This window comes from Nitrospira sp. Vd2, from assembly GCF_979581665.1.
The window spans coordinates 192,566-212,088 of sequence record NZ_CEFZSK010000022.1 but is presented as its reverse complement, the minus strand read 5'-3'; the positions used below and the strand labels follow the sequence as shown (position 1 = coordinate 212,088).

General features: G+C 62.2%; 20 protein-coding genes. 2 read left to right on the top strand and 18 right to left on the bottom strand.

What is annotated here, in order from left to right; translation table 11 throughout:
• Window positions 1-13 precede the first annotated feature (13 nt).
• Window positions 14-1,486, top strand: coding sequence for a YihY/virulence factor BrkB family protein (locus AC1U7K_RS10545; protein WP_480251214.1), 1,473 nt, complete (start codon window positions 14-16; stop codon window positions 1,484-1,486).
• Between the two features lie 64 nt (window positions 1,487-1,550).
• Here the strand turns inward: AC1U7K_RS10545 and AC1U7K_RS10540 are convergent, their stop codons facing one another.
• The 3 genes from AC1U7K_RS10540 to AC1U7K_RS10530 are packed head-to-tail and all read right to left on the bottom strand — an operon-like array spanning window position 1,551 to window position 3,044.
• On the bottom strand, window positions 1,551-2,117 hold the full coding sequence (locus AC1U7K_RS10540) for a cytochrome c3 family protein (RefSeq protein WP_480251213.1): 567 nt from the start codon (window positions 2,115-2,117) through the stop codon (window positions 1,551-1,553).
• A 1-nt stretch (window position 2,118) separates the two neighbouring features.
• Complete coding sequence (locus AC1U7K_RS10535; protein ID WP_480251212.1) at window positions 2,119-2,703, bottom strand: hypothetical protein; 585 nt, start codon at window positions 2,701-2,703, stop codon at window positions 2,119-2,121.
• Complete coding sequence (locus AC1U7K_RS10530) at window positions 2,700-3,044, bottom strand: hypothetical protein (RefSeq protein WP_480251211.1); 345 nt, start codon at window positions 3,042-3,044, stop codon at window positions 2,700-2,702. The genes AC1U7K_RS10535 and AC1U7K_RS10530 overlap by 4 nt, the downstream gene beginning before the upstream one ends.
• A 197-nt stretch (window positions 3,045-3,241) precedes the next feature.
• Here AC1U7K_RS10530 and AC1U7K_RS10525 point away from each other — a divergent pair, with 197 nt between their 5' ends.
• Window positions 3,242-3,418, top strand: coding sequence for a hypothetical protein (locus AC1U7K_RS10525; protein ID WP_480251210.1), 177 nt, complete (start codon window positions 3,242-3,244; stop codon window positions 3,416-3,418).
• A gap of 81 nt (window positions 3,419-3,499) precedes the next feature.
• Here the strand turns inward: AC1U7K_RS10525 and AC1U7K_RS10520 are convergent, their stop codons facing one another.
• From AC1U7K_RS10520 to AC1U7K_RS10450, 15 genes are all read right to left on the bottom strand, one after another.
• Entirely contained in the window at window positions 3,500-4,030 is a 531-nt protein-coding gene (locus tag AC1U7K_RS10520) for a c-type cytochrome (RefSeq protein ID WP_480251209.1), read from the bottom strand.
• A 44-nt stretch (window positions 4,031-4,074) separates the two neighbouring features.
• A complete protein-coding gene (locus tag AC1U7K_RS10515) occupies window positions 4,075-4,434 on the bottom strand; it encodes a DsrE family protein (RefSeq protein WP_480251207.1) in 360 nt (119 codons plus the stop codon).
• A 68-nt stretch (window positions 4,435-4,502) separates the two neighbouring features.
• Window positions 4,503-4,910 (bottom strand): OsmC family protein, encoded by a 408-nt coding sequence (locus tag AC1U7K_RS10510; protein ID WP_480251205.1) that lies wholly within the window; start codon window positions 4,908-4,910, stop codon window positions 4,503-4,505.
• 141 nt (window positions 4,911-5,051) lie between these two features.
• Window positions 5,052-5,555, bottom strand: a complete 504-nt coding sequence (locus AC1U7K_RS10505) for a c-type cytochrome (protein ID WP_480251204.1) — start codon at window positions 5,553-5,555, stop codon at window positions 5,052-5,054.
• Window positions 5,533-6,048: a DUF1264 domain-containing protein gene (locus tag AC1U7K_RS10500; RefSeq protein WP_480251203.1), complete on the bottom strand. Its 516-nt coding sequence runs from the start codon at window positions 6,046-6,048 to the stop codon at window positions 5,533-5,535. Before AC1U7K_RS10500 ends, AC1U7K_RS10505 begins: the two co-directional genes overlap by 23 nt.
• A 100-nt stretch (window positions 6,049-6,148) precedes the next feature.
• Entirely contained in the window at window positions 6,149-7,474 is a 1,326-nt protein-coding gene (locus tag AC1U7K_RS10495; RefSeq protein WP_480251201.1) for a cytochrome b N-terminal domain-containing protein, read from the bottom strand.
• Between the two features lie 129 nt (window positions 7,475-7,603).
• Window positions 7,604-8,128, bottom strand: a complete 525-nt coding sequence (locus AC1U7K_RS10490; protein WP_480251200.1) for a QcrA and Rieske domain-containing protein — start codon at window positions 8,126-8,128, stop codon at window positions 7,604-7,606.
• A 258-nt stretch (window positions 8,129-8,386) separates the two neighbouring features.
• On the bottom strand, window positions 8,387-8,608 hold the full coding sequence (locus AC1U7K_RS10485; RefSeq protein WP_480251198.1) for a YgaP family membrane protein: 222 nt from the start codon (window positions 8,606-8,608) through the stop codon (window positions 8,387-8,389).
• Window positions 8,609-8,956: 348 nt separating this feature from the next.
• Window positions 8,957-9,388: a response regulator gene (locus AC1U7K_RS10480; RefSeq protein WP_480251197.1), complete on the bottom strand. Its 432-nt coding sequence runs from the start codon at window positions 9,386-9,388 to the stop codon at window positions 8,957-8,959.
• Window positions 9,389-9,437: 49 nt separating this feature from the next.
• The gene (locus tag AC1U7K_RS10475) at window positions 9,438-9,827 is read right to left on the bottom strand and encodes a response regulator (RefSeq protein ID WP_480251196.1); all 390 of its coding nucleotides are present in this window, start codon (window positions 9,825-9,827) and stop codon (window positions 9,438-9,440) included.
• Window positions 9,828-9,860: 33 nt separating this feature from the next.
• Window positions 9,861-10,100 carry a hypothetical protein gene (locus tag AC1U7K_RS10470; RefSeq protein WP_480251195.1) on the bottom strand — a complete coding sequence of 80 codons (240 nt, stop codon included), beginning with the start codon at window positions 10,098-10,100 and terminating at the stop codon, window positions 9,861-9,863.
• 281 nt (window positions 10,101-10,381) lie between these two features.
• Window positions 10,382-11,011, bottom strand: a complete 630-nt coding sequence (locus tag AC1U7K_RS10465; RefSeq protein WP_480251193.1) for a response regulator — start codon at window positions 11,009-11,011, stop codon at window positions 10,382-10,384.
• Between the two features lie 4 nt (window positions 11,012-11,015).
• The gene (locus AC1U7K_RS10460; protein WP_480251192.1) at window positions 11,016-13,355 is read right to left on the bottom strand and encodes a PAS domain S-box protein; all 2,340 of its coding nucleotides are present in this window, start codon (window positions 13,353-13,355) and stop codon (window positions 11,016-11,018) included.
• 20 nt (window positions 13,356-13,375) lie between these two features.
• Window positions 13,376-15,130 carry a sensor histidine kinase gene (locus AC1U7K_RS10455; RefSeq protein ID WP_480251191.1) on the bottom strand — a complete coding sequence of 585 codons (1,755 nt, stop codon included), beginning with the start codon at window positions 15,128-15,130 and terminating at the stop codon, window positions 13,376-13,378.
• Between the two features lie 10 nt (window positions 15,131-15,140).
• Complete coding sequence (locus AC1U7K_RS10450; RefSeq protein WP_480251189.1) at window positions 15,141-19,451, bottom strand: PAS domain S-box protein; 4,311 nt, start codon at window positions 19,449-19,451, stop codon at window positions 15,141-15,143.
• Between the last annotated feature and the right edge of the window lie 72 nt (window positions 19,452-19,523).

Here is a 19,523-nt window from a genome sequence, read left to right as displayed (position 1 = left end):
GCAAGGGAGCACAATGGGGAGAACGTGGACCATGGTCGGCGTCTGCGCAACAGGCCCGCAGACGCTCACCCTGCTCGACAAATTGATGAAGGCGGGCTTTCGGCCGGATGCCCTGTCTCTCGTCATGCCCGCGACGGAGGGCGGCGTGACGAACGGCCATGGTGAAGAAGGCTGGCTGTCGGAGGTGGGCGCCCGCGCAACGGGCATTCGAAGCCGGCTGTCCGCGTTGCGCACATCAGGCGTCGTTCTCCTACCGGATGCTGAATGTCTCGGTGCCGGGCCGGTCCTCGATGGGTTGCGAACGGCGGCCCAGCGACAGGCCGGCAGTCTGCTTCCGACAGCACTGGAGTCACTCGCCGTGGAGTGTGAACAGTATATGAAAAGCGGTCATGCGCTTCTCGTGATTCAAGCGCGGACCCCTGCTTCACGAGAACAGGCGCAGAATATTCTGACGGCGGCCGGCGTACTCGCCGTGGTACGGGCGAGCGGATGGGCCACAACGTGGCGAGCCCTTCGCCTCTGGTGGAGGCATCAGGCCGATCAAGACCACGGGCGCTCGGCCGCTTTGTACACGAATCCGACCGCGCTCGTGCGGCTTTTGAAAGATGCGGCCGACAAATGGAGCACCGACCGCGCGCCTCGGTTGGGCGCCGCGCTCGCCTATTACACGATCTTCTCCCTGGGTCCGTTGCTCTTCATCGCCGTCTCCATCGCCGGGCTGCTTTTTGGTAGCGAGGCGGCGCAAGGCTATGTCGTCCAGCAGTTCGAGCGACTGGTTGGCCACGAAGGCGCTCAGACGATTCAAACAATGATGCAGACGGCGGCGCAGACCTCCTCCGGGATCACGGGGACGCTCGTTGCCGTGGGGACGCTGCTGATCGGCGCCTCCGGCGTCTTCGGCCAGTTGCAGGACGCGCTCAATGCCGTCTGGGGCATCGCGCCGAAAGGCGATCGCGGAATCATCGGGTTCATCAGGGACCGGTTCATTTCCTTGCTGGCCGTCCTCGGGACCGGCTTTCTGTTGCTGGTCTCGCTCGTGCTGACCGCGGGGATCGCCGCGGTGGGCGACACGCTGTCCCGGCTTCTGCCTGCCCCCGAGTTCGTGCTTCAGGCGGTGAACGTCCTCGTCACGTTCGGGCTCATCACGCTGCTGTTCGCGATGATCTTCAAGCTGCTCCCCGATGCTCAGGTCGCGTGGGGCGATGTGTGGATCGGCGGCGGAACCACCGCGCTGCTCTTCCTCTTCGGGCAGTTCGCGATCGGGCTCTATCTCGGAAAGAGCGACTTCTCCAGCACGTACGGCGCGGCCGCTTCACTCATCGTCCTGCTCGTGTGGGTCTACTATTCGGCGCAGATCATGCTGTTCGGTGCTGAATTCACGGCGGTCTATGCCTCACGGTACGGCTCACACATCGAGCCGACGAAAGGTGCCACTGCCGTCGGTGAGCCGGCCCGCAGCCAACAGCCGATGAAGCAAGGGGCGTGAGCGCGACGCGCAGGGACGCGTGAACGGGTGCGATCGGCTGCTCCAGAGCGGCATGGACCCCGATTCATCGCGCATCATCCAACTCCACACCTCCTCCAACGTGGCACCGGAGACAATCGGCAAACTTCCCCGGTTTGTGCGCGCCCTCGCCACGTCCCGTCAGCGTACGAACCGCGGCGGTATCAAGTACGACCGTGACGCCCAGCGCATCCGAGGTAAAGACATGACATGCCCGACATGCCGTCGTTCCGGTTGCGGCAAAGACAAAGTCGCCGTGCGGATTGTCGAGCACCGCGTCGGTCACAGGGACATCGAGTCCTCGATGTTCCGTGTGACAGGTGACGCAGGAGGCTTCGCGGTGGATCACATCGAGGTGCACGCCGGCGGATGGGCCGCTTATTCTCACAAACCGGTCGGGAGAATGACAACCGATGCAGCGCGATGCCGTGGCGCCGTCAAAAGGCGCGTGGCACTGCGCACACGACGCCGCGGCGTGGTACCGGTTGAGATCGCCGGGCGCCCACAATGATTCCGGTTGTGTGAACGAGCCCCACGTGATCCAGAGCAGGAGGACCAGCGTACCGGTGAGCACAACGGGAAACGCCGACCGGGGGAGTGGCGGATACCACACGTCAGAGGCCGCCGAAATAGAGCGCCGCGACGACGTGGAGGATCGTCAGCACGACGAAGAGCAGCGTCGCCGGCGCATGGATGGTCTGCCACAGGCGAAACACCCGCTCTTCCGCCGCGAGGCGATGGACCTGTCGCTCGATCTCGACCGGATCCAGGTGACGATCGGCCAGTTCGTGTTGCCGCTCATACAATCGACGCGCCGCCACGTAATGGACTCCTTGCCCGATCACGCCGCTCACGACGACGATGACCAGCGTCACGAGCGCGAGCACCGGGACGAGCGCATGCAGGTGCGCCCCTGCGTGGACGAAGATGAGCGATGGCCCCAGCACGCCGGCGGCCATATGGACTCTGAACCAACCTCTCGGCCAACTGCGCGTACGATAGTGACGCTTCCGGGCGGGATAGACGAAGACGAGCGCGATGAGGTCGAGACCCGCCCAGCCGACGAGATGACCGCCTTGGGTGTGACCAAAGGGCTGATTGATCCGGCCCGTCAGAACCGCTTCGATGCCGAACCCGAGACCGATGACGGCGATCAGCAGCACGAGAAGCAGCCACAGTCGGCGAGAGGCGGAATTCAATAACCCTCCACGCCTTGGTGACCACCGGCGTGACACCGAAAGCAATCGGCGGAACGCCCGGCCCCGTGCGCGCCTTTCCCTTTGGCAATCAAGTCGCGGACCGGAGCGGAATCCAGCACCACCATCCGGCCCTGTCGGTCGCGACCGTGGCAATCGGCGCACCGGGTGGCGCCGGTGGCGCGGAAGACGAGATCGCTATGCGGATTGAGAACGTCAGCGCCAATCTCCTCGGCGAGGATCACGTCTGAGCCGGTAGTGACCGTCAGCATCGCGCCGAGAAAGGTGCAGAAGACCAACGTGAGGCCGACGAGAATCGCAAGCCTAATGGAGCGAGTGCTCATTCCCCCCGGTACCTTCTATTCCAGATGGCAGGCCACACAGGCTTTCAGGACGTCGAGACGAGGACGAACCCCGCTTCAGATCATGCGTGGGCACGACGGCCGCCAATTCTTCAGCCGACTCGTGATGAGCCATGGCGAGATCATGAGAGGCCGGGGGAAAACGCTCCGGCTGTTGCCGGGCCATCGCGTGGCAGTGCATGAAGAAACCAAAGGTGTGCTTCCGTCACCCCTTGCGCCCGCTCGAAATCGTCGCCGGCCAGCGCCGCCACGACGGCCTGGATCGTCTCCAGGTGTGCAGCATCACCGCGCGATGCTCCTGTGCCCCATCGAACGGCAAGCCGACCATGGTCCGGGTGTCCAGGACGGGTGGATGATCGTCTCCCCGTACCGCCGCCGTGCCCCCGGCTTGGGAGCACACGCAGAGAGGACAAGCGGCAGAATCACGGCCAGCGTCGCTATCGGTCGTCCCCATCGCAGCATCCCGGCCCTCCACGCCTCCGCCCCATTCCGCCGCCAGGCGCCATCCCTCCCATGCCGTGGCGCGGTGTCCTTCGCCCATGTTCGCCGGCAAAGGTCCGCTCGTATTCGATGATCGTCCAAATTTCCTCATCAGAGAGGACTGGACCAAACGCGATCATCGCCGTACCCGGCGCCCCATGCTTGATCGTCCAAAAAATCTCGCCTTCCGAGCGGTGGCGCCAGAATCCGTGATGGCGAAAATCGCGCGGCGAGGGATCCAGAACACCGGCGCCCGGCCCGCGGCCGTCGCCCTCTAATCCATGACAGGTGGCGCACCCGGCCTTCCCTTCGTACAGCGCTTTTCCTTGAACGACGATCTCCGGCGAATCGGTCAATGGGCTCGCGAGGGAGCGCGCCGCCTCCCGCTGATCCTCCGGCACGCGCGACTCCATGATGTGGCGTTCGGCGGCCGACAGCGGCATGACGGTGATGGCGAGAAGGATTGCAGCTACGATCGTACGGTACATGGGAGAGGGCCTTGCCCGTTTCATTCACAGTCGACGAAGTCGACCTAGAAAGCCACGTTGCGATCCCGCTCCGCGACCGCCTTGATATAGTCCGGCATGGCCTTGATCGTTGCACCGGCCACCAGATCGGCTGTGGCGATCTGACGCGCGACGGCACAGGCTCCGCAGACCCAGATCGGGACATTGGCACTTTGCACCGCGCTGAGCAGGTCCTTGAGCGGCGTCAGGTTCACGCCCACGACGTGATCGGCGGCGCCTTTCCGTGCGACCGTCACCGCTTCATTCCACAACCACAGGATGACATCGTGCCCTTGCTCCTTCGCGGTTTTCGCCGCCATGAAGGGCAACGTCGCCATCGTCGGATCGTCCGTCCCGCGACTGCCTGAAATGATGAAGCTTGCCATAATCACCCGTTCCGATCTTGAAGGCATCTATAGATTGTCTTGAACACGCTCGCCCGCGTTGCGTGTCGTCACCGCTTGCCCGCGTGCTCTGCCAGGCGAATATCGACTTGGGCGGGCACGGCAATGGATTGATGCACCGTGCAGCCATGCGCGACCTTTAGCAATCGTTCGCGATGGAAGTCGGGAATCGGATCGTCGAAATGGAGCGACAGCCCAATCGCCCCTACCCGATGCGGCTGCTCTACGATCGACCACTCGCTCTCAACCCGGAATCCTTCTGTCGAAAGCCCGTGGCGAGCACAATATCGGGCTACGAAGTAGGCCACACACGCCGCGACGGAGCCGACGAACAACTCGACGGGACTCATCCCCCCGTCTTCGCCTCCATCTTCGCGTGGCTGATCCGCGACGATCGTATGCGTCCCGTTCGTGACCTCAAATGTGGTCTTACCTTGGTACGTCACGGTCAGCGGCATCGGGCCCTCCCTGCTTCCCTGGCTAGCGATTGCCGTGGCACGACCAAATGACACAGATCCGCTCTTGCACGCTCGACCGATGCAGCGAAAGGCCACAGCCGGATCCCTGTCCCGTCGCCGGATGCCACAGTGTCGGCCAACTCATGGCGAGCGAAAGGACCGGACATACAATAAGACCTGCCAGGCTTCTTCTTCGGTCAGCACGAGCGGGATGAACGGCGCCATGTCGGTACCCGGACTGCCGTTCTTCAAGATCCACATCAGTTCGCCATCCGTCCGTGCCGCCTGCCAACTGCGATCGGTAAAGTCGCGCGGCAGGCGGCCCACAAGTCCCGGGATCTGGCCCATGCCCTTGCCGTCACGCCCATGGCAGGATGCGCAAAACCCTTTGCCATGGAAGACGCCACGGCCTTTCTCAATCATCTCCTCCGAAGCTGGGAATGGATTGCGAAGACTCCGCGCGTCTTCGATCTGATCGAAGGGGACGCGGGGGCGGAGCACGTCAGGATCAGCCGCACCGACGGGCACCGTCAGACCAAGCCACATGAACAGACAGAGCGAGGGTCCCCACGTTCCAACAGCCGGTGGCGCGGCCTCCCCGGTCCGCTTCTGACCGACGGTCCTAATCCTTGCGCGGAAATTCATGCCCTACCGACTGCGGGAAGGTCACATGGCCGGACGGAATCTTGTCCCCCTTTTGCCACAAGTGGAAGATAATGCCGTCGGTTTTCGCCGCAGCCTCTGCAATCGGCTTCGCCTTGTCTTCCGGCAGGTCGAGGACCTGCACGCGTCCCGTGGCGATCTCTACGGCGTGGTCATGATAGTGACGATGCCACCTGATTAACGGCACTTCCTTCCGCACCACATCCTTTGCGACGAAATACTCGATTCCGACGAGCTTGGCCTTCGGGTCGGTGGACTCAAACAGCAAGCACTGGAAGACCTGCTCCGAGATGGGCTTACAGTAATGATGGAATGGACCGCCAACGGTGCCGTCTTCCATCACGTGAGGCCCTTGCACGTGAATGGTAAATCCTTCCGCGGGAGAATTGGACTCGCCCGCCGTCGCGAGCGGCGCCGCCCCTATCCATCCGAGTAAGCTCACGAGACATCCCAACGCACGAAGCCGATGATTCATGAAAGCCTCCTTATGGTTGAACCGACATATACGGCATTAGAGCGGTACCTGCGAAAAAGGATTCATCTCACGCGAGCGCGCCAGCGGTCGCCGTCCACAGTTAGGACGGCCGCTTGAGGCTCAGCATGTAGCTGGTCAACTGCTGGCGCTGCTCTTCCGTCAGCGGGAATTTGGGCATAATGGAGCCGGGCGAAACCGATTGGGGATCGCGAAAGTGCCGCAGATGCCACTGGCGATCCGGGCGATGGTCGGCGACGTAGGACAGGTCGGGGCCGACGGCGCCGCCTTCCCCATGGATACGGTGGCAGCCCGAGCAGCCGAATTGCGCGTAGAGCGATTTGCCGCGCGCCACATCCGGATCGACATGCGGAACGGCATACAGATCGCGGATCGAAACCCCGAGCAGTCCGAACACAACCGCGAGAAACAGCACGCCCGATGCGATCGCCGCCGGCCGTTGCGCCGGATGCCGGGCCGGATGCCGATCGATGAACGGCCAGAAGAGGAGGATCAAAACGACGAGTGCCGGCAACATCCACGTGGCGAGTGGTTCCAGCGGCCCGTGCACGTATTTCAGCAATTGGTAATAGAAGAGGAAGTACCACTCGGGCACCGGAACGAAGGTCGTATCGGAAGGATTGGCTTTGTCCGCGAGCGGAAATCGCACGGTGGCGGCGAGACCGGCAATCACGATGAACACTGCGAGCATGACGACCGCGTCCATGTACACCTGGCGCGGGTAGAACGTCTCGCTCCCCGCCTGTGCGCGCTCCTCGCTCCAAGGACCGGCCGGCCCCACCCGGCGCAGGATGAAGAGATGCAGCAGCACGCCGGTGATCAGGAGGGCCGGCAAGAACAAAATGTGTACGGCGAAGAAGCGCGACAGGGTGAGTGCGCCGAGCGCGTCGCCGCCGCGGAGAATCCGCACGAGTATGTCGCCGACGACGGGCACGGTTCCGACCATGTTGATGCCGATCTGCGTGGCCCAATACGCGTTCTGATCCCACGGCAGCAGATATCCCGTGAACGCAAACCCCATCGTGATCACGAACAGCAGCACGCCGACCATCCACATCACTTCCCGAGGCGGTTTGTATGCGCCGTACAGGAAGGTTTGCAGCATGTGAAGGCCGATCGCCACGACCATGCCCGAGGCGCCCCAATGATGGAGTCCCCGGACGAACGCACCGAACGTGATCTCGGTCTCGATGAACCGCACGCTATCGTAGGCATGGTCCGGCGTCGGGGCATAGTAGACGACGAGGAACATGCCTGTGATGGCTTGGAGGAAAAACAGGAAGAGGGTGGCGGAGCCGAACACGTAGATCCAGCTCGCGCCGCCGGGAATCGGCTCGTCGAGCAACGTACGCTCGATCGGCTTCAGGCGCAACCGGCTGTCGAGCCACTCATAGAGGCGGGATGGCATCTATCTCTCCAGATGCTAACGGTCGTCAGATGAGAAGCGAAGAAATGAGAGACGAGAGCCGAGCTCGTCCGGCGTGATTCCAACATCCCGGCACAATTCCGTTGAGGACATGATCGAGAGTACGCGACGTCAGACTTCGACGGCTTTCGGCAAACCGGCCTTGAACTCTTTATAGATCACGTAGAGCTGTCCCTCCTCCACCTTCGAAGGCAGCACATCCAGCGGACGGGGCGCCGGTCCAGCGAGCACGTGGCCATTGACGTCGTAGACACTGCCATGACACGGACATTTGAACTTCCGGTCCGCCTCGTCCCACCGAAAGCCGCAACCCAAGTGCGGACAGATCGGCGAAAAGACGGTCACGTTGCCCTCCGCCTGCTTGATCGCCCACACCGCCTTGTGCGTCTGCGTCTCGAGCCAGCCGTCGCGGACTGCCGTCACGTAATCCAACTGTTTGGGCTCGGCGGCCGGCAGATCGTTCACGCGGCCGACTTCGATCCACGGTTGTTCCCGGCGCTTGAACGCCGGTGAGACGACGTAGCCGACCAGCGGGACGGCGAGACCCAGCCCGATCAGCGTGGAGGCCAGGGTGGTCACCCATCGAAAGAACGCCCGGCGTGTGCCGACCGGCGTGGAGAGCCCGCTCACATCCATCTCATGCACTCATTCTTCTCGCCGCCATCCGATCGGCGCGCTCTTATCCAGCTTGGTGATGCCCGATCGCGTTCAAGATCGCCCGCTCATAGAACGGCTCCGGGACTTCCCGACTCCCGCCAGCCCCATTTTGACCGCTATACGGTTCCGGCGTCAATGTCTTTCCGCGTCAGCCAGCCGACGGCCACACAGGCGTTCCACGCTGAAATGTGCCGGACGCTCCAGCGACTCAGCACTGCAACTCAGCACCATCCTCCGTCACGCCGCCTTGCGCGTGGTTTTTACGTCGCACGTGCTGATGCCCAGCAAGCTCCACGCCGGACAGTAGCCAACCAGTCCTGTGATCAGTGCGACCCCACCGAGAATCGTGAATACGATCAACCATCCAGTTGGAAGATTTCCAAACACCGCCAGCGCAAGAAACGCCAGGCCCACGATCATTCGAATTGGTCTTTCGATTCCACCCACGTTGCACGCCATGGCGACCTCCTTGGTGAACAGTTGACTGTTGTCTCTACGGAGTGATGTTGCCAGGAAAAGGATTCGTTGGTGGCTCGGATGTGCCAATGACATGCCACGGTACAGCCGTAAGGAGGTCCGGCAACGTGCGGGAATGGTTGATCAGTAAGACGGAGAGCACGTGGAAGTTCAAAGGAGTGTGGATAAAGGCCACACCGGAGAAAGCCAGCTAGCGCGCGATGCTACACGAGAGAAACTGGGCTTGTTGGAGCGCGACCCGCAAGACCTTGTAAGAGGGTGTTCGAGCAGAGGACCGGTTCGAGAATCCGTAGACGGCGAGCTACGGACACGAATGACGGCGCTCTCGAATTAAGCCGCCAACGCTTCACGTACTTTCGTGAGCAGGACCTCCTCGGGAAACGGCTTCTTCAAGAAGTGCGCCAGTGCCCCACATGCCTCCTGCCGACTCAATACGGATTCCGCATAACCGGACATATAGAGCACCTTCGTCGCCGGGCGGTCCCGCTTAACGAACCGCGCGACGTCCCACCCATTCATGCGCGGCATCATGAGATCAGTCAGCAGGAGATCGATGTGCCCGGGAAATTCGCTGCAGATTCTCAGCGCCTGCATCCCGTCACGGGCGATGAGGACGCGGTAGCCCCGCCGTTCAAGAATGAGAGGGACGATGTATCGGATCGTTTCCTCATCGTCGACGACGAGAATCGTATCCCGGCGTTCAGCTGGCGGCCCGGTGACGGAACCTGCCACACTCGGGCACTCAAGGTCCACGGTCATCATCGGGATTCCTTACTGCCGCGTCGTTCACGGCATTCGAGGGGCTCGGCGATCACTGACGAGCGCCTGCCTGGGGATCCACGAGACGCTCGATTTGCTTCATGTCGCATGGACGAAGCAGGACCGCCGTTGAACCTGCGTTGATACCGTGGGTCGGTTTTTCAGGCTTCTGGTCCTCCACCACGGCGACCAACGGCAAATCCGGAAAACGGCCGCGGATCGCTTCGACGCCTTGGGACAGATCGGGCCCGGTGACGCGAGAATCGAACACGAGCACGTGCGGTTTCATCGCGGGCAACACATCCAACGCTTCATCCTCCGTCGCCGTCGTCGCCACTTCATACCCGTCGGCGGCGAGACGATCAGCCAGCCGCAAAGCGGCCGCCGCCCCTGTACTGAGGACCATCACGCGTGTTCGGCTGCGTGTCGCTGATTGCCGCATCACGATCTCCTTCTCGATCTCATTCGTGGACGCCTAAATCCTGAGGACAGGGTGGCTGTGGCGAGCGCGGCTCTTGCGCTCCCGGGCCGACAACGCCTCCACCAAACGGTTCTTGATAATTTGGGGATCGACGATCTCGCCGCACGCGATGCAACGATAGGCGCGACAATGATCTTGCCCTGTCCCGCTTTCCCAATCGTGCAGATCAATGGCGCACATCAAGCCATGGCAGCGCGGGCAGGTCATACACTCGGCATCTACGGTAGGCGGCATTTTCACTCTCCTCGGCTCATCGTGAACAGCATCGTGGGAGTCAGCGGAATTGGTCGAGCAAGAAGTCACCTAAAGCGCTTCCCTTTTTAACCATCCACCCGTCTTGGGACTATCACAGGCCCGTGGATTTTGTTGTCGAATCTGTCCCTGACATGCCGTCGTTGTTTCAACGACATGGGCTCGTGGGCATAAAGCCGATCAGCTGACATCGCAGCGCACTCACACGGTCCGCTGAACTGGAGCGTGGGAACAAAGCCGGACGAGAAGGGAGTTTCCAGGGATTACGACACGAGGCCGGCGTCGACGGCGTAGCGGGTCAATTCGGCGTTGTTCTTCAAGTTCATTTTTTCGAGGATCCTGGCGCGATACGTGCTGATCGTGGTGACGCTCAAATTGATCGTCTTGGCGATCTCGCTCACCGTCTTCCCGGAGGCAATCATGCAGAGGACCTGATACTCACGATCCGACAGCCGCTCGTGGGGCGCTTGCTCCGTGCCGGTCTTCACGGTCAGCGCCAGTTTTTCCCCAAGCGTCGGACTGACGTATTGCCCTCCGGCCATCACTTTCTTGATCGCCCGAATCAATTCGGCGGGCGCGCTCGCCTTGGTGAGATACCCGTCGGCCCCGGCCTTGAACATCCGGATCGCATACTGATCCTCGGGATGCATGCTCATGATCAGGATGGGCAGCGACGGACAGATCGCCTTGGCTTCCTTCAATGCCTCGAAACCGCTCCGTCCGGGCATCGTGATATCCATCACGACCACGTCCCACTTCTTCGTCTTGATGAGGTCCAGCATCTCCTGGCCGTCCCCGGCCTCGCCGACTTTGACGTCTCCAAAGCCTTCGCTCAGGATTTCCTTCACCCCACGCCGAAACGAGGGGTGATCATCGGCGAGCAAGATGCGCATGCGGCTACCGTCCTCCCGTGATGAAGGGTCCCGAGCGGCCGACCGGCATCCGAAGCGTGACGGTCGTCCCTCTGCCGGAACTCCCTTCGACGACGACGCTGCCGCCCAACGCCTCCGCACGTTCCCGCATGCCGAGCAAGCCCAAGGACTGGGGATCGGTGAGCTTGCCGGCTGGGATCCCGACTCCGTTGTCGGCCACCTCGAAGAGCACGTGGCCGTCGCGTTCGTGCAGACTCACACGGACCGAGGTCGCACGCGCATGCCGGATCACGTTGGTCAGTGCCTCTTGGCAAATACGAAAGACGGCCGTCGCGCGATTGGGCTCCAGCGGTATCTCCTCGTTCGGCACTGTGAGGAGGCACGGCACGCCGGTGCGCTCCTGAAAATCCTGAACCTGCCATTCGATCGCGGCGATCAGTCCCAAATCATCCAGCATCGTGGGGCGCAGTTCCGCGACGATTCGGTGAATGCCTTCGATCGTATCGTCCGTCATCTTGACCATGGCATCGAGGCGCTCGAGCAACTGCTCGCGGGCCTGGAGCGGTTCCATGCCGTCGACCAGCGCGCGGGCGCGGGACAGATCGATCTTCAAACACGTCAGGCCGACGCCCAACTGATCGTGCAACTCGCGGCCGATCCGGCGCCGTTCTTCCTCCTGAATGATTTCCAGTCGCGCGGACAAGGTTCGGACCCGCATCAGCGTATCCTGAAGCTGCATCTCGGCGCCCTTCCGCTCCGTGATATCGTGTCCGGCCGCGACAATGGCCGTCGGCCGTCCGGCCGCGTCCACAATTCGGGTCACGTTCCAAGACACGATCCGGATGGTTCCATCGCGAGCCGTGATCGCATTCTCATAGCCCCGGGTCTCGTGTCCGGCCAACACTGTGTCGATATCCCGGGTCACGCCGTTACGCGCGGCCTTGGGCAAGCACAGCTCGAAATAGTCTTCCCCGAGCACTTCCTCCCGTCGCCAGCCGTACAGCTGCTCGGCCTCGCGATTCCATTCGATGATCTTGTGATCCGGAGTCAGCACGATGATGATGATCCCAGCCGCCCGAACCAAGGACCGATAGCGTTCGTTGCTCTCGACGAGGGCGGCCTCGGCCCGCTTGCGGTCGGTGATATCGGTGGAGACCCCCACCATGCGGATCGGCCGCCCATCCTTCCCCCACACCGCCTCTCCACGGGACTGAAACCAACGGTATTCGCCATTCTTATGCCGGATACGAAACTCGATGTTATACGGCACTTGGCGGGTGAAATGTGCCGCGAGCGCCGCTTCGACTCTCGGCAGATCGTCGGGATGGATCAATGTGAAGACCGTCTCGGGCCTCGTGTCGAGATCCTCCTCCTTATAGCCCAGCAACTCCTTCCATCGTTTGGAGTTGTAGAGCTGATTCGTCGTGAGATCCCAATCCCAATGGCCGTCGCTCGAGCCGCGAAAGGCCAGCGCATAGCGTTCCTCGCTCAGCCGTAACGCCTCGGCCGTCCGCTTCCGCTCGACGGCATAGCGCAACGACCGGACCAAGAGCGGCCCCGTCACCTGGCCCTTGATCAAATAGTCTTGCGCGCCCGCCTGGACCAATTCGAGTCCAAGGCTCTCGTCATCGAGGCTCGTCAACACGACGATCGGGAGCCATTGAGCGGACGCGTGCAGGCGCCTCAAGGTCTCCACGCCCTGGCTGTCCGGAAGCGACAGATCGAGGAGTGCCACGTCGGCATGTCCGTGCGACAGGAGCGCCAGCGCCGCATTGAGCCGCTCCACGCGCCTCACCTCGAACTCGCCCGGACTGGTCTCCTCCAAGTGCTCCCGCAGGAGCACGGCATCCCCGTCGTTGTCCTCGACCAAGAGCAGTCGCATGGTATTCCCTGAAATCTTGGCCTCACTCCGTCCCGCGCCGATGAGTCCTCTACTGCGTGGCGACGCCCAAAAGTCCTCGATGGACTTCACCACCTTGATGAACTGCTCGAGATCGACCGGCTTGGTGATATAGCAGTTGGCGTGAAGGTTATAGCTTCGCAGCACGTCATGTTCATCTTGGGAGGTCGTCAATACGACGACCGGGATGCGTTTCAACTTCGGGTCGTTCTTGATCTCGGCCAAGACCTCCCGCCCGTCCTTCTTGGGAAGATTGAGGTCGAGGAGAATGAGATCGGGTCTGGGCGCCGCGTGATACGCCTCTTCCTTCCGCAGCATCGCAAGCGCTTCGATGCCATCCTTCGCGACGCTGAGACGATTGACGACCTTTCCTTCCTTCAGCGCTTCAATCGTCAAGCGCACGTCACCCGGATTGTCCTCGATGAGCAGAATCTCGATCGGTCTCACTAACTCGGCTACGGCCATTGCACATTCCTCCCGGTTCGCTACGCCGATCCTTCCCCGCTCATCTCCCATTGGGCCGGCTGGCTCGGCAATGTGAAGAAAAACGTCGCGCCTTCTCCGGCTTTGGATTCCACCCAGATTCGCCCGCCGTGACGTTCGACGATTTTCTTACAGATCGCCAGTCCAATACCAGTCCCCGGGTATTCCGAGGGTGTATGGAGTCGCTGAAAGAGCGTAAAGATGCGTTCGGCATACTGAGGTTCGAGCCCGATGCCATTGTCCCGCACGGCAAACGTCCAGCCGGCGCCGTCTCGCACGGCAGAGACGTGGACGCGAGGCGGTTCGCTTGTCCGGAACTTGATGGCGTTGCTGAGCAGGTTCTGAAACAACTGGAGTAATTGGCGGTCATCCGCGGAGATGGTCGGAAGCGGGTCATGCGTCACCACCGCTCCGCTCTCCTCGATGGCGCGGCGCAGATTGGCGAGTGCCCTGGAGAGAACGGCCTCGACATCAGTCGACTGGAACCGCCGACCGTGCGTATGGACGCGGGAATACGCCAGAAGATCCTGAATGAGCTGTTGCATGCGGAGGGCCCCGTCCACGGCGAAGCCGATGAATTCATCGGCTTCGGGGTCGAGCTTCCCACGGTAGCGTTTGGCCAAGAGCTGCGTATAACTCGCCACCATCCGCAGCGGCTCCTGCAAATCGTGCGACGCGACGTAGGCGAATTGTTGCAGGTCGGCGTTCGACCGACGGAGGTCGGCCACCGTCCTCTCCAAGTCGACGTGCAAGCGACGTAACAGCCGGCTGTCTTGGGTGAGCCGCCAGGACGTCCAGATGCCGAACACGGTCAACGGCGCCAGGACGAGGAGACCGATCGTGCGGACGAACATGACCAAGCGGTTGATCGGCGCATACGCTTGGGCCCGGTCCATCCGTACCAAGACAATCCAGTCAATGTCGTGAAAACCACCGTATCCCTGCGTGCGGGCATAGCCGGTCAACAGCGGCACGTGTCGGCTCACATCCTGCTCCTCGACGAACCCCAACGCCGCGCGCCCGCCCGCCGCTTGTGAAAAAGAGAGCGGGACCGTCGTTCCGGCGCTCTCGCCTCGTTGACCCGGCTCGCCGGTCTCCGCCAGGACGCGACCCTGGGCGTCCATCAACACCAGGTCGTAGACTCGACCGGAAACAGATTGGGCTCGATCTTCTTGCTCCAACAAGGACGAAATCGTCGCCAGCAACATGCGACTCGTGACAACGCCCGCAAAGGCCCCGGCGGTGTCGGAGACTGCGGCGGAGAAGCCGAGCGCGATGGCGCCGTTGACTTCGGCCATCGGCGCCGCTTGGTGCACGTACACGCCCCGTGAGTCGCGGACGGCGCGCATCCACTCCCGCCCCTTGGCGAGGGGTATCGCAGCCTCTCGTCCAGGATCGGTCGAGGCCGCGACGCGCCCGTCCGGTCCGAGCAGCCCTATCCAGGCATAATAGCCGTACAGATCTTTGATCAGGCGTAGGCGGGCGCTTTTCGCGGCGGCGGTACCCTCGCGCAAGACGGCATCGTTCGCCAGAACGTTGATGTCCCCTGCACGCTCGAAGAGAATCCGATCGATCGTGTGCGCGATGCCCGCTGCCGTTCCCGCAAGCTCGGCGCCGCGTTGTTCGATGAGGACTGCGCGAACGGAGAGCAAGGCATACACGCCCATGCCCACTGCCAACGCGAAGGAGAGCGCGAGCAGAAACGGTAAGAACCGTTCGCCGACCGGCTGTATGCGCCTGTCCCGCTCGATCTCCATGTCGAGGCCGTCACGCCGACTCCCTGGGATACGGGAGACGGACGGCGACCTTCGTGCCTCCCTGCTCGGCGGGCCCGACCGTCACCATGCCGCCGAGCAGGTCCGCGCGCTCCCGCATCCCGAACAGTCCGAGGGATTGCGGATCGCGGGTCTTTCCCACCGGAATTCCGCAGCCGTTGTCGGTCACGTCGAGGAACAGCCACCCCCCGTGTTTTCGCAAGCTCAGCGTCACCGTGGTCGCCACGGCATGTCGCATCACGTTGGTGAGGGCTTCTTGGCATATCCGAAAGATCGCCGTCGTCGTCTCGATATCGGTCACGAGGTCGTCGGATGAAATCTCGCAGTGGCAGGCGATGCCGGTCCGCCGCTCAAAATCCTGCGCGAGCCATTCGACGGCCGCCGACAGCCCGAGATCATCCAGTACCGTCGGCCGCAACTCGGAGACGATGCGCTGGACGGATCGAATGGTATCGTCGACGCAGCCGATCATGCGATCCAGCCGCTCGTCGATTTGCGGACGCTTCGGTTCGGCATCGGACACGAGCCCTTTGATGCGCGTGAGATCGATCTTCAGACACGTCAGTCCCACACCCAGCTCATCATGGAGCTCTCTGGCGATCCGGCCCCGCTCCTCTTCGCGGACCACTTCCAGACGGCCGGCCAACGTGCGTAACTGCCTGAGGGTCTCCCGCAACCGCCCCTCCGCTTCCTTCCGCTCCGTAATGTCCTGAACCGTTCCCAGCATCCGCACGGCCCGTCCCTCACGATCGCGTACGACATCTCCCTTGCACGCGACCCAGTGGACGCGTCCGTTGGGCCAGAGGACCCGATGCTCCAGATCGTATGTCGCGCCTTCGTGCAACGTGGCATGGACCGACTTCGCCACCATGTCCCGGTCATCCGGATGCACGCAGGCCAGATAACTCTCGTATGTCCCCGCGAAGGCCTCCGGCGCAAGGCCGACGATCCTCGCCACTCGGTCGGACCAGATCACCCGGCCGGTCTCAATGTTCCAGTCCCAGATGCCGAGATCGGTGGCCTCGAGCGACAACCGCAGCCGCTCCTCCGCGTCCTGCACCGCCGACGCCGCCCTCATCCGCTCCAACTCGGCGGCCGCCCGCGCGCCGAAGATCGTGAGGATCTGAAGGACCTGTTCCTTGTGGTTCAATGGCTCCGTATGGAGCACGCAAATATGGCCGATCCGTCGGCCTGCGGCGTCCTGAATCAGGACGCTCGCGTAACTGACCGCTCGCAGCTCCTCCACGAAGGGATGCGGATACAAGGTCGGCAGGTCGTTGGGGTAATACGTGCAGGGTTCCCTCATCGCGATTTCGCAGGGCAGTCCAACGGGGTCGTACTCGAATGGCTCGACCAAATGATCGCCGGCCCACGCCGCGATCGTGCGAAGGCGAAGCACCTCACCGGGAACCGATTCGACGATGAACGCATAGCGAACGCCGAGCGCCGTGGCGAGGTGCCGGACGAACGCGGGGAAGAACTCTTGCCCGGTGACGGAGGCCGTGCCCTGTACGAGCGCGTTCATCGCCTCTTCCGCCCGCTTGCGCTCCGTGATATCGGTGATCATGGCGAGCGCGCCGTCATATCGGCCGTCCGCATCGAAGATCGGAGACGCTGAGACAATGCCCCAGAGCGTCGTGCCGTCCTTCCGGCGAAACCGCAAATCATACTGATTCTTGACTCCGCTTCTGCGAGAGGCGAGCCGTTGCTCCAGAATCTCACGCTCTTGCGCATAGAAGAAGTCGTACAGGGGACGACCGAGCATCTCTTCCGTGGTATAGCCGAGCATTTCCGCCATGCGCGCATTGACGAACGTCGTACGATCCTCGGCATCGAGCAGCCACATACCCTCCATGGCCGTTTCCACGATCCGCCGATACCGCGCTTCGCCTTCGGCGACCCTCAGTTCGGTCTGCTTCCGCTCGGTGACGTCCGACAAGGTCCCGATCACTTTGACGGGCCGGCCTTCGGCGTCCATGACGGGTTCACTGATGCTTTGCACCCACCGGATCGATCCGTCCGGTCGTTGGATCCGATATTCCGCCTCGTACGTGATGCCCCGCGCCATCGCATCATGGAAGGTGGCGTGGACGCGAACGCGGTCCTCGGGATGGACGGCGTGGTTGAGATAGTCGTCGGGGGGCAAGGGGTGGCTCGACGGATCGAGGCCAAGAATACGGAACATCTCGGCCGACCAGTGCGTCCGATCGCACAACGGCAGCGGGAACTCATAGCTGCCCATGTGGGCAATTGCTTGGGCGCGGGCCAAACTGGCCTCGCTCGCCCGGATCGTTTCCTCGGCGCGCTTGCGCGCCGTGATATCCCGCATCACACCGGTGAAGAACACGCCGGCCCGGCCTCGCCACGAGGCGAGCGAAAACTCCAACGGAAATTCCGTCCCGTCTTTTCGCTGGCCGACCAGCTCGAACATGTTGGCGGCAAGCGTCTTCCCTCCGGCTTCGGCGGCGCGCTTGAGACCGCGTGAGTGCGCCTCACGAAATCGCTCGGGGATGATCGTCATGACGGGATATCCAAGAATGTCCTCAGGGGCGTAGCCGAACAACCGCCGCGCGCCGTCGTTCCAGAAGACCACATCGCCTTTCGTATCGATCGTCACGATGGCGTCTTCTATGGATTGGAAGAGCGCCCGCAGCCGCTCCTCGCTTTCGCGCAGCGCTTCCTCGAACAGCTTCCGCTCGGTAATATCCCGCGCGATGCCGAACACGCCGACGACGCGGCCGTCTTCGATCTGTGGCGTGCTGACGAACTCTCCGGTAAGCGTGCCGCGGCCATTCGAACGAATCCGCAACGTGAAAGTAATCGAGGTCCGCTTATTGATCACGTACTCGAACAGATCGCGGGCATAGGCGAGATCATCGGCGTGCAGGAGCCCCGCAAAATGCCGGCCGATCCACTCGCCCACCGGCCACAGCGTGATGGTTTCGAAGGCGGGATTCAGCGACGTGATCGTGCCGTCGAGAGCGATGGTGAAGATCACGTCGGGCGCATGGTTGATCAAATTGCGAAGGCGCGCCTCGGATCTCGCCAATTCGGCCGCGGCGCGCATACGGGCCGTCGCGTCGTGGACGATGCAGGTACAAAAATCGGTCTCTTTTGTGCGCCACAGGGCGATGACGACTTCGGCAGGAAACGGCGTCCCGTCCTTCCGTCGGCCGGTCGCCTCGAGCGTATGGCCGGTCACGGTGCTGTCCTGATCGGCGTGCGTGTCTGCCGCCAACGCGCGGAACCTGCGGGCAAACTCTTCGCCGAACAACACATCGAGTGGACGGCCGTGCATGTCACCGGCTGAATACTGAAACAGCGTCTCGGCGGCTCGATTCCAGGATCGAATCTTCCCGCTTTGGTCCACGAACAGCACCGTGTCCTTGCTCGAGTCGACGACGGCATTGAGGCGTGCCTGACTGTGCGCCAATGCTTCTTGCGCGCGCTTGCCCCGTTTGGCATAGGTGCCGACGACCTGCTCGTGCACGGCCAATAATTCTTCCAACGCCTTGGCTCGGACTTCATAGGGCAGCGCCGGCGCCTGGACTGCTTCTCCGGGCCCGCGCCGGCTGATCGATTGACACGTGCCCGGCTCGGAATTCAAGAATGCGAGTTTACTGCTGAGCGCGAGTGTCTTGAACAGATCTGCGGTCTGTCGGGGGAGACGGACTTTTGCAAAAAGAATGACCACGAAGACTTCCCGTGAAGGCAATACACCGCCATAACCCAGGACCGACCGGATGCCGAACGGGATGACGAAGTCCTTTTGCACGGGCACATAGGGACTGCCGACGGCGTCTGGAACGAAGAACACGTTGTAGCTATGCTGGTCGGCATTGATCAGGAGATCCAACGAGTCGGGACCCATGTCCAGCGGGAGACCGAGGTGGGTGAACACTTGGGAGAGCATCGGGAACTGCGCCACGAAACGCTCGCCGACCAGCGGAATCACCTTGTACCGCTTCGAGGCCGTGACGCTGTTCCATTCCGATCGATCGCCTGCGGTCGCGGCCAGCGTCAGACACTTCAGGTCCGGGCGCGCCGGATCGGATCCCAGGAATGCGCGTATCAATCGGCGCTCATCCTCGCGGAGGGCCTCGTATGATTGCGTGATGAAGCAGCGGACGAGCGCGCATGCCGGCGCCCCGGACTGCGCGTCCTGCAAGTGATCGTAGAAAAAACGAACGGTCGCCTGTGCGACATCCGAGAACGTTCGGCCCATCCCTCCCAATGTCCGAAGACGAGCGGAGCAGTCAGTCATGTCATGAAGGGAGAATCGTTGCAGGTCGTACGGCGTCATCCCAGTCTGCCGTTGAATGCCGGCTATATCGTAAGACGCTGTAGTGCCATCAGGAGGGTAGAAGTGAGGAGT

Excerpts from the sequence above, each read along its gene's own strand:
- AC1U7K_RS10545 (WP_480251214.1), top strand. The coding sequence starts at position 14 with ATGGGGAGAACGTGGACCATGGTCGGCGTCTGCGCAACAGGCCCGCAG.
- AC1U7K_RS10530 (WP_480251211.1), bottom strand. The coding sequence starts at position 3,044 with ATGAGCACTCGCTCCATTAGGCTTGCGATTCTCGTCGGCCTCACGTTG.
- AC1U7K_RS10525 (WP_480251210.1), top strand. The coding sequence starts at position 3,242 with ATGAAGAAACCAAAGGTGTGCTTCCGTCACCCCTTGCGCCCGCTCGAA.
- AC1U7K_RS10520 (WP_480251209.1), bottom strand. The coding sequence starts at position 4,030 with ATGTACCGTACGATCGTAGCTGCAATCCTTCTCGCCATCACCGTCATG.
- AC1U7K_RS10515 (WP_480251207.1), bottom strand. The coding sequence starts at position 4,434 with ATGGCAAGCTTCATCATTTCAGGCAGTCGCGGGACGGACGATCCGACG.
- AC1U7K_RS10510 (WP_480251205.1), bottom strand. The coding sequence starts at position 4,910 with ATGCCGCTGACCGTGACGTACCAAGGTAAGACCACATTTGAGGTCACG.
- AC1U7K_RS10505 (WP_480251204.1), bottom strand. The coding sequence starts at position 5,555 with ATGAATTTCCGCGCAAGGATTAGGACCGTCGGTCAGAAGCGGACCGGG.
- AC1U7K_RS10500 (WP_480251203.1), bottom strand. The coding sequence starts at position 6,048 with ATGAATCATCGGCTTCGTGCGTTGGGATGTCTCGTGAGCTTACTCGGA.
- AC1U7K_RS10495 (WP_480251201.1), bottom strand. The coding sequence starts at position 7,474 with ATGCCATCCCGCCTCTATGAGTGGCTCGACAGCCGGTTGCGCCTGAAG.
- AC1U7K_RS10490 (WP_480251200.1), bottom strand. The coding sequence starts at position 8,128 with ATGGATGTGAGCGGGCTCTCCACGCCGGTCGGCACACGCCGGGCGTTC.
- AC1U7K_RS10485 (WP_480251198.1), bottom strand. The coding sequence starts at position 8,608 with ATGGCGTGCAACGTGGGTGGAATCGAAAGACCAATTCGAATGATCGTG.
- AC1U7K_RS10480 (WP_480251197.1), bottom strand. The coding sequence starts at position 9,388 with ATGATGACCGTGGACCTTGAGTGCCCGAGTGTGGCAGGTTCCGTCACC.
- AC1U7K_RS10475 (WP_480251196.1), bottom strand. The coding sequence starts at position 9,827 with ATGCGGCAATCAGCGACACGCAGCCGAACACGCGTGATGGTCCTCAGT.
- AC1U7K_RS10470 (WP_480251195.1), bottom strand. The coding sequence starts at position 10,100 with ATGCCGCCTACCGTAGATGCCGAGTGTATGACCTGCCCGCGCTGCCAT.
- AC1U7K_RS10465 (WP_480251193.1), bottom strand. The coding sequence starts at position 11,011 with ATGCGCATCTTGCTCGCCGATGATCACCCCTCGTTTCGGCGTGGGGTG.
- AC1U7K_RS10460 (WP_480251192.1), bottom strand. The coding sequence starts at position 13,355 with ATGGCCGTAGCCGAGTTAGTGAGACCGATCGAGATTCTGCTCATCGAG.
- AC1U7K_RS10455 (WP_480251191.1), bottom strand. The coding sequence starts at position 15,130 with ATGGAGATCGAGCGGGACAGGCGCATACAGCCGGTCGGCGAACGGTTC.
- AC1U7K_RS10450 (WP_480251189.1), bottom strand. The coding sequence starts at position 19,451 with ATGACGCCGTACGACCTGCAACGATTCTCCCTTCATGACATGACTGAC.